The organism is Halogeometricum sp. S3BR5-2, assembly GCF_031624635.1.
Classification (GTDB): domain Archaea; phylum Halobacteriota; class Halobacteria; order Halobacteriales; family Haloferacaceae; genus Halogeometricum; species Halogeometricum luteum.
In genome coordinates, this window is record NZ_JAMQOQ010000002.1 from 948,449 (window position 1) to 961,695 (window position 13,247).

12 protein-coding genes and 1 tRNA gene are annotated in these 13,247 nt (G+C 65.8%); 4 read left to right on the plus strand and 9 right to left on the minus strand.

From position 1 onward, the window contains the following. Nucleotides 1–9: 9 nt before the first annotated feature. The 4 genes from NDI79_RS11540 to NDI79_RS11555 are packed head-to-tail and all read right to left on the minus strand — an operon-like array spanning nucleotide 10 to nucleotide 7,687. Nucleotides 10–2,013, minus strand: coding sequence for a SpoVR family protein (locus NDI79_RS11540; RefSeq protein WP_310928600.1), 2,004 nt, complete (start codon nucleotides 2,011–2,013; stop codon nucleotides 10–12). Next, the gene (locus tag NDI79_RS11545) at nucleotides 2,010–3,338 is read right to left on the minus strand and encodes a YeaH/YhbH family protein (protein ID WP_310928601.1); all 1,329 of its coding nucleotides are present in this window, start codon (nucleotides 3,336–3,338) and stop codon (nucleotides 2,010–2,012) included. The genes NDI79_RS11540 and NDI79_RS11545 overlap by 4 nt, the downstream gene beginning before the upstream one ends. After that, nucleotides 3,329–5,608: a PrkA family serine protein kinase gene (locus NDI79_RS11550; RefSeq protein WP_310928602.1), complete on the minus strand. Its 2,280-nt coding sequence runs from the start codon at nucleotides 5,606–5,608 to the stop codon at nucleotides 3,329–3,331. Before NDI79_RS11550 ends, NDI79_RS11545 begins: the two co-directional genes overlap by 10 nt. A 6-nt stretch (nucleotides 5,609–5,614) precedes the next feature. Further along, complete coding sequence (locus NDI79_RS11555) at nucleotides 5,615–7,687, minus strand: PrkA family serine protein kinase (protein WP_310928603.1); 2,073 nt, start codon at nucleotides 7,685–7,687, stop codon at nucleotides 5,615–5,617. Nucleotides 7,688–8,207: 520 nt separating this feature from the next. Between NDI79_RS11555 and NDI79_RS11560 the strand changes: the two genes are divergently transcribed. Both NDI79_RS11560 and NDI79_RS11565 read left to right on the plus strand, forming a co-directional pair. Next, on the plus strand, nucleotides 8,208–8,675 hold the full coding sequence (locus NDI79_RS11560) for a DUF5820 family protein (protein WP_310928604.1): 468 nt from the start codon (nucleotides 8,208–8,210) through the stop codon (nucleotides 8,673–8,675). Nucleotides 8,676–8,708: 33 nt separating this feature from the next. Next, nucleotides 8,709–9,158, plus strand: a complete 450-nt coding sequence (locus tag NDI79_RS11565) for a UPF0179 family protein (RefSeq protein ID WP_310928605.1) — start codon at nucleotides 8,709–8,711, stop codon at nucleotides 9,156–9,158. A gap of 28 nt (nucleotides 9,159–9,186) precedes the next feature. On the opposite strand, the gene NDI79_RS11570 is transcribed toward NDI79_RS11565, so the two are convergent. Both NDI79_RS11570 and NDI79_RS11575 read right to left on the minus strand, forming a co-directional pair. Further along, the gene (locus tag NDI79_RS11570) at nucleotides 9,187–10,002 is read right to left on the minus strand and encodes a M14 family metallopeptidase (RefSeq protein WP_310928606.1); all 816 of its coding nucleotides are present in this window, start codon (nucleotides 10,000–10,002) and stop codon (nucleotides 9,187–9,189) included. A 52-nt stretch (nucleotides 10,003–10,054) separates the two neighbouring features. Continuing rightward, nucleotides 10,055–10,540 carry a DUF309 domain-containing protein gene (locus tag NDI79_RS11575; RefSeq protein WP_310928607.1) on the minus strand — a complete coding sequence of 162 codons (486 nt, stop codon included), beginning with the start codon at nucleotides 10,538–10,540 and terminating at the stop codon, nucleotides 10,055–10,057. 99 nt (nucleotides 10,541–10,639) lie between these two features. Between NDI79_RS11575 and NDI79_RS11580 the strand changes: the two genes are divergently transcribed. Both NDI79_RS11580 and NDI79_RS11585 read left to right on the plus strand, forming a co-directional pair. Then, nucleotides 10,640–10,882, plus strand: a complete 243-nt coding sequence (locus NDI79_RS11580) for a hypothetical protein (protein WP_310928608.1) — start codon at nucleotides 10,640–10,642, stop codon at nucleotides 10,880–10,882. 71 nt (nucleotides 10,883–10,953) lie between these two features. Next, nucleotides 10,954–11,037, plus strand: a tRNA-Leu gene (locus NDI79_RS11585). Between the two features lie 309 nt (nucleotides 11,038–11,346). On the opposite strand, the gene NDI79_RS11590 is transcribed toward NDI79_RS11585, so the two are convergent. The 3 genes from NDI79_RS11590 to NDI79_RS11600 form a co-directional block, all read right to left on the minus strand. Further along, nucleotides 11,347–11,628 carry a hypothetical protein gene (locus tag NDI79_RS11590; RefSeq protein WP_310928609.1) on the minus strand — a complete coding sequence of 94 codons (282 nt, stop codon included), beginning with the start codon at nucleotides 11,626–11,628 and terminating at the stop codon, nucleotides 11,347–11,349. Between the two features lie 52 nt (nucleotides 11,629–11,680). Next, a complete protein-coding gene (locus NDI79_RS11595; RefSeq protein WP_310928610.1) occupies nucleotides 11,681–12,319 on the minus strand; it encodes an RNA ligase partner protein in 639 nt (212 codons plus the stop codon). A gap of 496 nt (nucleotides 12,320–12,815) precedes the next feature. Then, entirely contained in the window at nucleotides 12,816–13,100 is a 285-nt protein-coding gene (locus NDI79_RS11600) for a DUF8101 family protein (RefSeq protein ID WP_310928611.1), read from the minus strand. Nucleotides 13,101–13,247 lie beyond the last annotated feature (147 nt).

A 13,247-nucleotide genomic window follows, 5' to 3' on the forward strand; every position in this document is an offset into this window, starting at 1 on the left:
CAGAGACAGTCACGAGAGCCACTCGTCGGGCTTCGTGTCGTAGTCGACGTCGGTGGCTTTGATGCGCGCTTCGATATCGGCCGCCAGGTCGAACAGTTCGAACTCCTCGCCGTCGTAGCGGATGCGTTTCCCCACTTCGACGGGCGTCGGTTCGCGGTTGCGGCGGCGGGCCACCTCCACGTCGTGGTCGTCGTACTCCTTGACGATGGTCGCGATGTTCACCGGGCGACCCCAGAGGTCGTAGATGCGTTCGAGGACGCCGCGCGCCTGTCCCATATCGAGCATGATGCCGTTGTACTGGTGGGCCAACAGCAGTTCGCCGCGGTTCTCGAAGTTGCCGTCGAAGACGACGATGGTGGGCTTGCCGAAGTTCGTGAACTGCAAGAGCAGTTTCTTCTTGACGTCCTCGTAGTCCACGGAGGCGACGCGGTACTCGCCCGTCGACTGCGTGAACTCGTAGGTGAAGTAGTGGTTGTCCTTGACGAACTCCTGGGTGAGGAACGCGTCGATGAACGTCACGTCGTTGTGGCTCTCGCGTATCTCGCGCATCCGGTCCCACCCGACGGAGTAGTCCACGTCGGCGATGGCCTCCTCGACGGTGTCGTACACCTCGTCGTCGAACATGTACCGCGAGAGGCGTTCGAGTTCCGACCGGCGCACCCGCCGGAGGAACCCGCGGTTCTGCGGTTTCACGAGCGAGAAATGCCGTTCGACGAGGCCCTCGTAGGTGAGCACCTTCCACGGGTAGGCGTCGACGTCGACGTCCTCGCCCGACAGCGCCCGGTCCAGCGTCTCCCAGTCGACGCGCGGGTCGTCCTCGTCCAGTTCGGCGAGGAGGTCCAGCGTGTCCGAACGGACGCCGTCGATGGCCGGGTCCGGCGCGAGCAGTTCCTGCACCTCCTCGAAGTCGATGGCGTCGTGGAAGTTGCGCCACGAGACGCCCTTCACGCGCAGGAGTTTGTCGGCCACCTCCCGCCGGTTCGTCGTGTTCTCGATGTACTCCCACAGCTCTTTGCCGAGTTTGTACGGGTTGAGGCCCGGAGAGCCGAGAACGCGCGCCTGGTGGTCGGCGTAGGTGAGGAACTCGTCGGTGCCGGCGAACCGCTCTTCGCCCATCATGAGCGACTCCCAGTAGGCGGCCCACCCCTCGTTCATCACCTTCGTCATCTTCTGGGCGGCGAAGTAGTACGACTCCGTCCGGAGCATGTCGAGGACGTCCTTCTGCCACTCCTCCATCTCGACGGCCTTGCCCTCCTCCTCGTCGTAGTAGGTGCCGTGCTCGCGCAGGTACGCCAGCACGTCCCGGCGCGGGGCGTCGAGTCGCGCCGCCTCCGCCTCCACCTCGGCGAGTTCGTCCAACCACTCCTCTTTGAACACCTGTCTGCGGACGTCCTCGGAGATGTCCATCTCGTCCAACCGTTTGCGCAGGTCCTCGGGTTGGACCCGTTCGCGCCCGTCGGCCGCGTCCGCGATGGTGCGGTGCTGGTCGATGTTGTCCTCGAGACAGAGCACGGCGTCGATGAACCGCTCGACGTCCTCCCTGTCTATCTCCGGGTCGTCCGTGTACCCCTGGATGGTCTCGGCGTGCCGTTCGAGCATCGCCGCCGCGTCCAGGTCCGACTCGCCGGAGAACATCCCGAACCACTCGTTGTTGGCGAAGAAGTCGGCGTGCGCCTCGACGTGCGTGATGACCGCCTTCTGGTCGGCCAGCGAGTTCGACTCCTGGAGGAAGGCGTGGGAGGGGTTGTCGTTGTTGACGATCTCGAACGCCTTGCCCATGCCGAACTGGTCCTGTTTCTGCTGGCGGTCGTACGACATCCCCCACCGCCAGTGCGGATACCGGCGCTGGAACCCGCCGTAGGCGATGAGTTGGTTCATGTCCTCGTAGTCGACCACCCAGTAGTTCACCGGGTACGGGTCGAGGCCGAGTTTCCGGGCGAGGTTACCCGCCTCGCGGACGGGTTCCTCCAGTTGCTCGGCCGCCTTCTGTGCGATGTGTCTGAATCGTCTCATGGTTGTGCTCGCGGTTTCTCCGCCTCGGTACTGAGGATGGAGTAGATGGCGTCTATCACGTCCTCGGGTGAGGAGACGTGCGCGACGACGACGTTGTCCTGGTCCTCCAAGGCCTTCTCCACCTCCTCGGCGTGCGTGGCGTTGATGGCCGTGCCCCCCGGTTGGGTCTCCACGTAGGCGTGGAGGTTCGCGTCTATCTCTCTCATCAGGGGGACGACGTTCTCCGTGGTGTCGTTCGAGGAGTTCTCCGAGTCGCCGGCGGCGAACACGTAGCGGTTCCACTCCGCCCACGGGTACTGCTCGTCGAGAATCTCCTTGGCGAGGGCGTACGCCGACGAGATGCGGGTGCCGCCGCCCGAGCGGATGCCGAAGAACTCGTCGCGGTCGACCTGCCACGCCTCGGCGTCGTGGGCGATGTAGACGAACTCGGCGTTGTCGTACTTGCCCGTGAGGTACCAATCCAGTGGCGTGAACGTCCGCTCGACCAGTTCGCGCTTCTTCTCGCGCATCGACCCCGAGACGTCGCGGATGTTCACCACGACGACGTTCTTCTCCTTCTCCTCGATTATCTCGGGGTGGCGGTAGCGCTCGTCGTCGCGGCGGAACGGGATGTTGCGCAGGCCGTCCCGGCGGATGCGCTGGAGCGTCGTCGACCGCTCGACGTTCTCCTCCATCTCCTCGAAGGAGGCCCACGTGTCCCGTTCGTCGTCGGGAATCTTCCGCCACTCGTCCTCGATCCACGGCAGCGACACGAGGATGTTCTGCTCGCGGCACCACTGGTAGACCGACTGGGCGTCCTGGCCCTCGACTTTCATCGCCTCGCGGACGAAGTCGTCGTCGAAGTCCATCGCGAGTTTCCGCTTCAGTCCCTCCTTGAACAGGTGTTCGAAATCGAGGGTGCTGTGCGGCCCCGTCCGGGTGATGTCCGTGAAGTCGCCCTCCTTCTCCTCGACGACTTGCTTGCCCTTCGGTTCGAGGTCGAGGCCGAGTTCCTCGTCGAGTTCCTGGGCGAACTCCTCGGGGTCCATCTGGTAGTACTCGTGCTCGCCGCCCTCCTCGCCGGGGTCGCCGTCCTCGTCGCCGTCGCCGGGTTGGGGCTGGCCGACGGGTTGGCCCACGTCGGGCGTGCCGCCCTTCCCCTGCCCGACGCCGCCCTGATCGAGGCGGTCGTACTCGAACTTCGGGAGGTCGACGACCTTGATGGGTATCTTGATGCTGTTCGGGCCGGACCCGCCGAGGTCGCCGTAGCTGATGAACTCCTCTAAATCCTCGCGGCGGTCCTCGCCGACCTCACGGAACCGTTCGATGTCCTCTCTCAGTCCCATCGATGGCGCACCTCGTTCATGACCGCCCGCGAGGTGAGTTCCGCGGACGCCGGGGAGTAGCCGCTCTCTACCATCTCCGCTATCGTTCGTTCTTTCACGCGTGCTGTCTCGGTGTTCGTCGGCGGGTCGTCCCACTGGGCGGGGTCGAAGTCCTCGAACAGGCGGCGGACGTCGTCCCAGCCGTGGGTCTCAAGCACCGTCCGGATAACGGGTATCTCCGAGAGGTCCACGTCGGCGACGGTGAACCCCTCGTCTCTGTTCTCCCACGCGAAGCGGTTCAGCGCGGTGATGACCTTCTCGCGGCGGAACCGCTCGACCGCCTCTGAGGGGTCGTTCCCGGCGTAGTCGCTCTCGGCGAACCGTCCGAGGTGTTCGACCTCGAACAGTTTCATCAATAGCGCGTCGGGTTCGACCGGGCCGCGGTCGGTCTCTATCTGGTCGCCCGCGTCCCACGCGTACACGTGCTCGACGTACTCCTCGACGGTCTCCTGTTCGACGTGCTTGTCCGCGAGGATGGCCGCGAGCACGTCCTCCTCCTGCTGGTCGAACACGCGGTCTTTCACGACGGCGACGCGGCCCTCGTACTCGGTTCGCTCGGCCCGCGAGAAGACCGGCGCCTCGTGGAGGCCCTCGGCCATCGCCTCCAGCAGGTCGTCGGGCATGATGACCGTGCCGACGTCCAACTCGGGGTGGTGTCTGTCGCGGTCCTCGTGCAGGAGGTCCGCGATGACGTCGCGGGTGAACGTCACGGGAATCCCGTGGGTGCCCTCGTCGTCGGTGTCGAAGTCGAACTCCTCGATGCCCTCGCGGACGTCGCCGTCCTGGAGGTAGCCGCGGTCGAACAGCATCGCCTTGTCGACGAGGCTGTAGCCGTCGGGCACGTCGTCGCCGTCGAGGCGGGAGACGACCGAGTACAGCGCCGCCGCCTCGACGGCGTGCGGCGCGAGTTCGCGTCGCGTTATCTCGCCGGGCCCGCCGCGCACGTCCACGAACAGTCCCTCGCGGATGCGCGTCTCCAGTTCCCGACGCTCCTCGACGTCCCACACGTCCGTCTCGTTGGTCAGTTCGCGGCGGATGAGTTCGGTCTCCAAGGAGACGTTCGTCAGGTACCGGAACTCGTGTTTGTCGAGGCGGCGCTTCAGCGCCTTCAGCGGGTCGCGCCCGTTGCGGTCGGAGTACTTGTCGAGTTCCACGTCCAGGTCCGGGTTCGAGATGATGAGCAGTTGCGTGTCGATGTCCATCCCGATGCCCTTGTCCAGTTTCACGTGGCTCTCGTCGGGCACGTTCAGGAGCTTCTGCAACAGGTCCGCGTGCTGCGTCGCGTCCTCGACGATGGTGAGCAGGCCGTTACCCTGCGAGAGGACGCCGTCGTAGCTGAACGCCTGCGGGTTCTTCCGCCCGCGCGAGTCGAGTTCGCGGAGCATGCTCGGCATCCACGACCCGACGAGTCGCTCCTTCGGCGTGCCGTCGTCCTCGGAGTGGAGGACGCCGATACCGCGTCCCACGTCGACGACGTAGTTCTTCACCCGGAGGTGTTTCGGGTCGCTGACGGCGCTGAACAGTTCCCGCTTGCCGTCCCGGCGGTACTTCTCCTCGAGGTAGTCGTACGCCTCCCGGCAGAACGGGTCGAGTTCCTCGTCCAGTGAGGCCGGGATGTGGTCGGTCGCGGCGTCGTTCAGGTCCGCCAAGAGGTCCCGGCGCACCTCCGCGGGAAACACCGACAGCGGGTGCGACTGCACCGGACTCTCGTACCAGTCGGCCTCCTCCTCGGGGCCGTCCATCTCGCCGCCGTAGGAGAGCCCCCTGCTGTCGGAGGCGGTGTTGACGTTCCACTCGACGGTGTAACGCCGCCCCTCTTCCGTCTTCGAGTACTCCCGCAGACCGTTGATGAGACAGCGTTTCAACTCGGATTTGCCCGTCGCCGTCGGCCCGTCGAACCAGATTATCTTCTCGCTCTTGCCGCGTTCGGCGGCGATGGTCCGCAGGTCGTCGACGAAGCGGTTCAGCACCTCGGTGTTGCCGAGGACGGCGTGCTCGCCGTCGTTGGCCGGGTCGTCGAAGAAGCGGTAGCGCTCGCGCTCCTCGCCCTCCTCGATGACCGTTCGGGTGCCCGCGGCCTCGATGGCCGAGAGGAGGTACTTCGAGGCGTGCGAGGCGATGGCCGGCGACTCGAACGCGGCGTCGACGTACTCCGCGAGGCTCATCGGCTCCTCGTAGGTGCCCCGGAGGCGCTCGTCCGCCCGACGGATGTAGTCTCTCGTTGGCGTCATGCTATGCTACCCTTCCAACTCGGTCTTTGCCACCTCCGCGCCGGCGAACTCTAACACCTCTCTCGCGCCGTCGCGCGAGTAGCCCTGTTCGACGAGGGCGTCCACCCACGCGTTGCGCTCGTCGTCGTCCAGTTCGTTGGCGCTGACCAGCGCGGAGAAGTTGATGTTGTGCTTCTTGTCCTCCCAGAGTTTGCGCTCGAGGGCGCGGCGGAGTCTGTCGTTGTCCTGCGGGTCGAACGCCTGGCCCTCGCGGGCGCGGCGGGACACCCAGTTCGACACTTCCTGACGGAAGTCGTCCTTCCTGTCCTCGGGGATGTCGAGTTTCTCCTCGACGGAGCGCAGGAACTTCTCGTCGGGTTCCTGCTCGCGGCCGGTGAGTTCGTCCTGCACGGTGGCGTCGTCGATGTAGGCCATCACGTGGTCCATGTACTTCTCGCCCTGCCGCTGAATCTCGTCCAAGTCGTAGGCGAGGGCGTGGCGCACGTCCTCGATGGCGCGCTCTTTGTACTCCTCGCGGACCATCTCGAGGTAGCGGTGGTAGCGTTCGAGGTTGTCCTCGGGGATGGAGCCGTGGTTTTCGAGGTTCTCGCCGAAGTGGGTGAACACCGACAGCGGCGAGAGGTAGCCGCGGCCGCGGTGCGTCGAGTCCATGATGGCCTCGGCTATCTCGTCGCCGATGAAGCGGGCGGAGACGCCCTCCATCCCCTCGCCGATGTCCGTCTTCGATTCGGCCTCCTCGCGGAGTTTCTTCACGTCGACGTCGTCGCCGTCGTCTATCTCGCCGTTGTACGCCTTTGCCTTCTGCGTCAGCGTGATGTTCCCGCCGTCGGGTTCGACGATGCGGGTGAGCACGCCGAACAACCCGGCCATCTCCAGGGTGTGCGGTTCGATGTGCATGTCGGGCACGTCGGCGTTCCGGAGCATCTTCCGGTAGATGTCGGACTCCTCGGAGTACTCCAGGACGTACGGGAAGTCGATGCGTTTCGTCCGGTCGTTGAACGCCTCCATCTTCTCGTCGCCCTTCTTCTCGCGGTACTCGGGCATGTTCGTCCGGCCGACGATGACCTGGTCGATGTCGATTCTCGGGTTATTTTTCGGTTTGATCGTCTGCTCCTGACTCGCGTGCAGGAAGTCGTACAGGAACTCCCGCTGGAGTTTCAGCAGTTCCTCCCCGGAGAACAGCCCGCGGTTGGCGTTGCAGAACGCCCCCGAGTAGTCGAACGCGCGCGGGTCGGACTCGCCGTAGACGGCCAGTTTCGAGTAGTTGACGTCGCCCGTCAGTTCCGTCTCGTCCTGGTTCTTCTTGTCCTTCGGCTCGAACGTCTCGACGCACTGGCGCTTGTTCTCGCTGGCGACGAGGCGGATTATCTCGATGTGGTTCTCGACGACTTCCTGTAAGTCGTCGTCGTAGTACGCCAGCAGTTTGTCCATGTAGAACTCCGAGGCGGGGTCGAGCGCCTGGTCGTTCCGGATGGTGTACGGCGCGTCGAGCGCCTCGTTGAGTTGCTCGATGACCATGTCCCGTTGTTCCTGCGGGAGGAGCACGATGGGGTCTTGGTTCATCGGCGAGGTGACCACGTCGTCGGCGGGGTCCTGGTCGCGGATGACGTCGGTGAGGTTGGTCCACCGGAACGTGTACATCCGGCCCTCGTCGCGCATCGTGTAGTCCTCGAAGTAGCGCCGGACCATCCAGTCGAAGTGGGACTTCCCGGAGCCCACCGGTCCGAGGAGGAGTTTGATGCGTTTCTCGGGGCCGAGTCCGCGGGCGCCCGATTTGACCTTGTTGACGAACTCGTGGATGGACTCGTGGACCTCCCGGCCGTAGAAGGTGTTCTCCCCGTCGTGGATGGGGTCCTCGGAGGCCATCTCGTACTCGACTATCCCGGCGTCCTCGTCGTACTCGGTGCCGTAGTAGTCGAACATGTCTGCGACGCGCTGGTGCGCGTTGCGGGCAATTCTCGGTTCTTCGTAGACCTCGTCTAGGTACCACCCGAAGCTCTTCGCCTCGCGGAGGTCCGCGGGAACGGAATCTTTGTAGTGCTTGCTCAGCCCTTCGAGGGTTTCGATATCGCCATTCATTGTTGGTGTCGGGTGTTGATAGAGCGACCACGCGCCTCCCGTATCTCTCGTGCCTCGGGGCGGCCGACGGTCGAACCGTCGGACCGCGTCCGGTCGGACGCGGTCGGTGGTCGGTCGTATCGAACCGCCCGGTACGCGCGCGGGTCACGACCAACGGCGGCATAATCGGCGGCGAACGACGAGTCGTCGAGTGTTCGGCGGACGGTGCGCGGAGGGACGGTCGCTCGGTCCGGTCGACCGAGGCTGTCTGTGTGTGAGAGACACACACGTATAAGTCTTCCTCGGATGTCTGACACCGTTATCGAACGACGGGACGGCGAAATGACGTTTCTAGCGATACCAGACAATATGAGGCCTCTAACTGTACTTCAAGAATGAATGAAGGTAACATTTAGCATATGTGCGGTTCGTGTGAGGAACGAAATCAACCGGGTCCGTCCGCCCGGGGGCCGACCGTCCGGCGGCGGCGCGCGGCGGGCGAACCGAAGCCCATTCACCGCTCGCGGCGGTACGCTTCGGTATGAGCGACGACGCGGCCGACGACCCGGAGACGCCGGAATCGGCGCCTGCGGGGTGGACGGTGTGGAACGACGAACCCGGCGGCCGGCGCATCCTCGCGTTCCGACCGGACGTGTTCAACGAGGGCAACTTCCACGCGGCGTATTTGCCGACCGTGTTCGTCTGGAACGGGTCGCGGGCGAACCGGCCGGGCGCCTCGCAGGTCCGGACGGAGACGTGGCACGCCGTGCTCCGACTGGAACCGGACGTGGAGGGACCAGTCGAGGAGTTCGACACGCGCGAGGCGGCCGTCGACGGCGGAGACGAACTCGCGCGGCGGTTCGCCGACGGCGAAATAGAGTACCGGGGGCTGTATCAGGTTCCGCCGGAGGCGTACCTCGACAGACTGGACGAACTCACCGGCCGCGGCGACGCGGCCGAGAGGGAACACGAGGCCGACGGGAGCGACGGCGGCCCCGCCGACGAGTAACGTTATCCGACCGGACCGATTACGGTTCCCACTATGACCACCGTCACCCTCATCGGCGACCGACTCGCGGAACCCGGCACGCAGTTCGTCTACCGCGGTCCTTCCTCCGGATGCGAAGGCTGTCCATACCGGAAGCAGTGTCTCAACCTCGAATCGGGCGTCCGCTACGAGGTGACCGACGTCCGGGAGAACGCGCAGTTGCTCGACTGCGCCGTCCACGACACGGGCGTCCGGGCGGTGGAGGTCGAACCGGCGCCCGTCGTCGCCAACGTGCCGGCGAAGGGCGCCTACGCGGGGAGCAAGTCGAGTCTCGCGGGGCCGTGCCCGCACACCGAATGTCCGAGTCACGAGTACTGCGTCCCAGAGGGCGCGGAGTTCGACCGCGAGTACCGCATCAGCGAGGTACGCGGGGACCCGCCGCACGAGTTCTGCTACCTCGACCGGGACCTGACTTTAGTGGAGTTCGCGCCGGAGGGCGAGTAGCGCCGGGAGTCGGAACCGAGCGCCGCGTTCAGTCGAGCGTGCCGATTCTGTCGGCGGCGTAGCCGAACACGTCCTCGTAGCCGTACGCCGAGAGGAGAACCGGGTAAAACGGTCTGTCGGCGGTGAACGTCCGGTCGTCCGCGGCGGCGAAGCGGTCGCCCTCCTCGACGAGTTCGAAGTTGTTCACGAACACCTCGTACGTCTCGGCGGGTTCCTTCGGGATGCGTTCGAGCATCCGGTACACCGTCACTCGGTCGTCCTCGCGCGTGCCCAGGGTGATCGGCGACTCCTCGTCGTCGACGGGCGCGGAGACGACGCCCGTGGCGGCGAGGAACGACCGGATGACCCAGTAGGCGTTCTCCTCGGCGTCCGCCGAGCCCTGAAGCCCGCACTCGACTTCGACGGTGTGGGCGTGGTCGATGAGGCGGCCGCCGGCGAAGTCGCCCGTCTCGACGAGTTCGTCGATAGGGAGGTGCGGGCAGATGGACCGGGAGACGGCGTCGACGTCGCCGACGAGGGCGAACGGCTTGGCGTACGACTGCGTGGAGTGAAGCGCGAGCGTCGTGCATCCGCGGACCTCGCGGACCAAGTCGGCCGCGAGGCGGCCCTCGTGGCTGTCGGCGTTCGCGTCGCCCGGGAACGCGCGGTTGAGGTCCTCGTCGAGGTATCGAACGCCGGCGTCGAGAGCCTCCTCGTTGGCGACGATGAGTTTCACGGGGCGTTCGACCGCCGGTTCCGCGGCGACGAACCGCTCGACGGCGCGCGCACCGCAGGGTTCGTCGCCGTGGATAGAGCCGATGACGGCGACTTCGGGGGTACCCTCCCCGAGTTCGTATATTCGCATGACCAAGTTCACGGGGGCGAGAAGGAAAACCGGTTCGAATCGAGCCCCGTCGTTAGTGGTCCAACTCCTCGGCGTACTCGTAGTCGGCGGGGTAGGCCGCCGTCCGTTCGCCGTCCAGTTCTATCTGCCAGCCGTGCAGCACCGCCGGGTCGTCGAGCGCCGCCCGGAGCGTCTCGCGGACGTCGTCGACGTCGACGCCGTAGAAGTCCGAGGGCGTCCCTCGCAGGTAGTTCAGCGCCGTCTCGAACAGCGAGCGCATGCCGCCGTCGTCCTCGAAGTCGAAGTGCTTGTACGCGCCGGCGGCCACCTGCACCATCCCGTGGAGGAAGGCGCTCTCCGTCGTCCCCCTCCCGTAGTTGTACCACTCGACCTCGAAGCAGTCGTGCGACTCGTGGAAGTCGGCCGCGTTGAACAGTCGCACGCCGTGTTCGGTGGCGCGGCGGAGCGTCGCGTGCTCCCACTCGCGGCGCTCGGCCCGCCACCCCGACGGGTCGCCGAGCGGAGGCGCGACGCTCGGGTCGCGGGTGTGGTCGTCCATACGAACCGTCACACGACGGAGCAACCTAACGGCATCGCCGGCGCGGGCGGGGGCCGCGGCGGCCGTAGCTATATCCCCGCCGCCGCCGTCCGTCTCCGCATGAGCAACGGACTCAGCGAACTGCCGGGGGCGCTCGCCGCCTACGCGACGGGCGTCGCCGCGGCGGCCGGACGCGGCGCGTTCTACGCCGCCGTCTTCCTCGTCGTCTACCTCGGGATGGGGCTGTCGCCGTTCGGGATGGGACTGGTTCTCGTTCTCCTCTGCATCGCCCTGCCGGCCATCGGCGCCGCCCTCGTCCTCGAAGTACCGCCGCGGCTGAAAGCGCGGTTCGGGCCGTCGTAGCGGACGGCGAGTTCGGGGGCCGCGGCGCAGTTCGGAACGTTTTAGCGGGGCGGTGTCCGAAGGGGTAACGCGCGAGGGTGGCCGAGTCTGGAAAAGGCGGCGGACTCAAGATCCGCTCTCGTAGGAGTCCGTGGGTTCAAATCCCTCCCCTCGCATCGCTTCTGCGAACGGCAGTGAGCAGAGCGATGGCTACGAAGGGATATGGACCAGCGAGCAAATTTCCGATTTGCGAGTGAGGTTCAAATCCCTCCCCTCGCATTTTCGTCGACTCGAACGAACGTGAGAGTCGCAAAAATCGCACGGAGGAGATTTGAATTAGGGAGCAGCTCGCTGCGACCGTGGTTCAAATCCCTCCCCTCGCACTGCGTCTGTGAACCGCCGGAGCGGTTGCTCCGAACGAGGAAAAACGCGAAAAGTTCGAAGCCGTCGCTACCGGCGTCGCGGCCCGCGAGAAGGGAACCGCTTCAGTCCTCGGCGTCCGGGCCGCCGTCGGTCAGCATCCGGCCGTTCTCGGTGAGTACGTCGTCGGCGACGACGCGCGCGCGGTCGACGGACGGGCGGGACTCCTCGGTGAACTCGCCGCCCAACGTCTCGACGACGTCCATCACGTCGGCGAGTTCGCCCTGCTCGACGACGTCGGCGAACACGTCGTTGTAGGCGTGCGCTTCCCAGTGTTTGACCTGGTAATCGTCGGTTTGCGAGGCGACCGCGTACTGAAGCTGTTTTGCCGCGTCGGCGGGGCGCATATTCCACACGATGAGCCGTGAATACTAAAGTGTACTCCGACTCGGAATCGAGTTAATCCAGCGGGTCGTCCCGCCCCGTTCCCGAGAGGTAAGCGTCGAGGAGGGGGAGGAAATCCCGGCCGCGGAGGTACCGGAGACCGAAGTCCTCCGCCCAGTCGACGATGCCGGTGTCCTCGGTGACGACGCCGGCGTCGAGTTCCCGCGCGAGGATGAGGAGGTCGAAGTCCTCCCCCGAATCGAGGACGCCCTTCCGGAGTTCCGTTCGGTACTCGGTGCGCAGGTCCGAGACGACTCGTTCGGGGTCCTCGCCGTCCTCGCCCGCGCGCCTGACCGCCTCCTCGGAGACGCGCAGGCCGCGGTTCACCCGGTCGGACATCTCGTGGACGAACTCGTGAACGACGGCCGCGGGGACCATCACCTCGTAACGCGCGGGGTGTTTCTTGATCACCCACGTGTTCAACTGCGTCTCTATCTCCCCGTCGATGCCCCTCTCGTGCAGGATGCCGATCAGTTCGGCGTGCACCGACGGCGCCATGTAGCAGGAGATATCCAGTCGGAGTTTCGCCCGCGCGATGGCGTCGAGCAGTCGGTACAGGGCGGCCTCCAGCGTCTCCCCCTCGGTCCGTATCTCCTCGGAGAGGAACAGCGAGGTGTCGAGGACGAACCGCTGCTTGGGCGAATGGTCGGCCATTGGGCCGCCCTACGGCGGCATCCTATATGAGGAGTCGGACGGGAGAGCCGGTCCGGACCTCGCGACTCGACCGCCGCGAGAATATCACGAAAGAACCAGATAGATTTATCTCCTCGGGAGGCATCTACGATAGTTGCTGGTGCGCGAGGGCGTACCGGGCGACCGAACCGAACCTTCGGAAGGAGGAGCGGAACGGCGTCGACGCAAACACCGAGCTGTCCGTTACAGGAACGTGAGGTCAACGCGTCGAAGGAAGACCGCGACGACCCGTCGCCGTCCCGAGAGGACGGGGCGAAGTCCAAGTACCGGACCACGCGAAAGCGGAGTTCGGGAAATCGGAAGACCCCCTAAGAAGGGAGCCCCGAAAGAGACGTGCGGGTCGAGGAAAACGCATCCCGCCCGGGCCCTAATCGCGCCTCAGTTTCCGTCCTTTTCACCGCAGAGCCACGCGAACCCCCTCCGAATCCCCGTTTTCACCGCGGAAGCGCCTTCGTCTTCAGTCCGAGCCCTCGGACTCCTCGGCGTCGACGACCCGCCGCATCGCCTCGAAGTACGCCGCCGCGACCAGCGGTTCCGACTCGCGCGTCGCCGCGACGCGCCGACAGCCGTGCAGCAGCACCGCCCGGGTCTCCTCGTCGGCGACTTCGTGGTGAGCAAGCGTCTCGACGGAGTCGACGACGCCCTCGACGGCCGGTTCGTCGCGCCGGCGGGCCGCGTCGGTCCCGCGGTCCAGCAGGTCCGAGAGGTTCTCGCGCACGTCGGCGGGGAGTTCGTCCGACACGTCTCCCCTCAGTGCCGGGATGAATAAAACGTGTCTGAAACGCGCCCGCGCGGCGGACCTCGCCGCCTCCAACGGAACGGTCCACGACGCGGTGCTGGGGCGGCCCGCGAAATCGACGGGCGCGACGGCTGAGCCACCCGTCGAAGG

Coding starts and splice junctions, on each gene's coding strand:
- NDI79_RS11570 (WP_310928606.1), bottom strand. CDS start 10,002: ATGCGAATATACGAACTCGGGGAGGGTACCCCCGAAGTCGCCGTCATC.
- NDI79_RS11565 (WP_310928605.1), top strand. CDS start 8,709: ATGACCACCGTCACCCTCATCGGCGACCGACTCGCGGAACCCGGCACG.
- NDI79_RS11595 (WP_310928610.1), bottom strand. CDS start 12,319: ATGGCCGACCATTCGCCCAAGCAGCGGTTCGTCCTCGACACCTCGCTG.
- NDI79_RS11560 (WP_310928604.1), top strand. CDS start 8,208: ATGAGCGACGACGCGGCCGACGACCCGGAGACGCCGGAATCGGCGCCT.
- NDI79_RS11590 (WP_310928609.1), bottom strand. CDS start 11,628: ATGCGCCCCGCCGACGCGGCAAAACAGCTTCAGTACGCGGTCGCCTCG.
- NDI79_RS11555 (WP_310928603.1), bottom strand. CDS start 7,687: ATGAATGGCGATATCGAAACCCTCGAAGGGCTGAGCAAGCACTACAAA.
- NDI79_RS11540 (WP_310928600.1), bottom strand. CDS start 2,013: ATGAGACGATTCAGACACATCGCACAGAAGGCGGCCGAGCAACTGGAG.
- NDI79_RS11580 (WP_310928608.1), top strand. CDS start 10,640: ATGAGCAACGGACTCAGCGAACTGCCGGGGGCGCTCGCCGCCTACGCG.
- NDI79_RS11550 (WP_310928602.1), bottom strand. CDS start 5,608: ATGACGCCAACGAGAGACTACATCCGTCGGGCGGACGAGCGCCTCCGG.
- NDI79_RS11575 (WP_310928607.1), bottom strand. CDS start 10,540: ATGGACGACCACACCCGCGACCCGAGCGTCGCGCCTCCGCTCGGCGAC.
- NDI79_RS11545 (WP_310928601.1), bottom strand. CDS start 3,338: ATGGGACTGAGAGAGGACATCGAACGGTTCCGTGAGGTCGGCGAGGAC.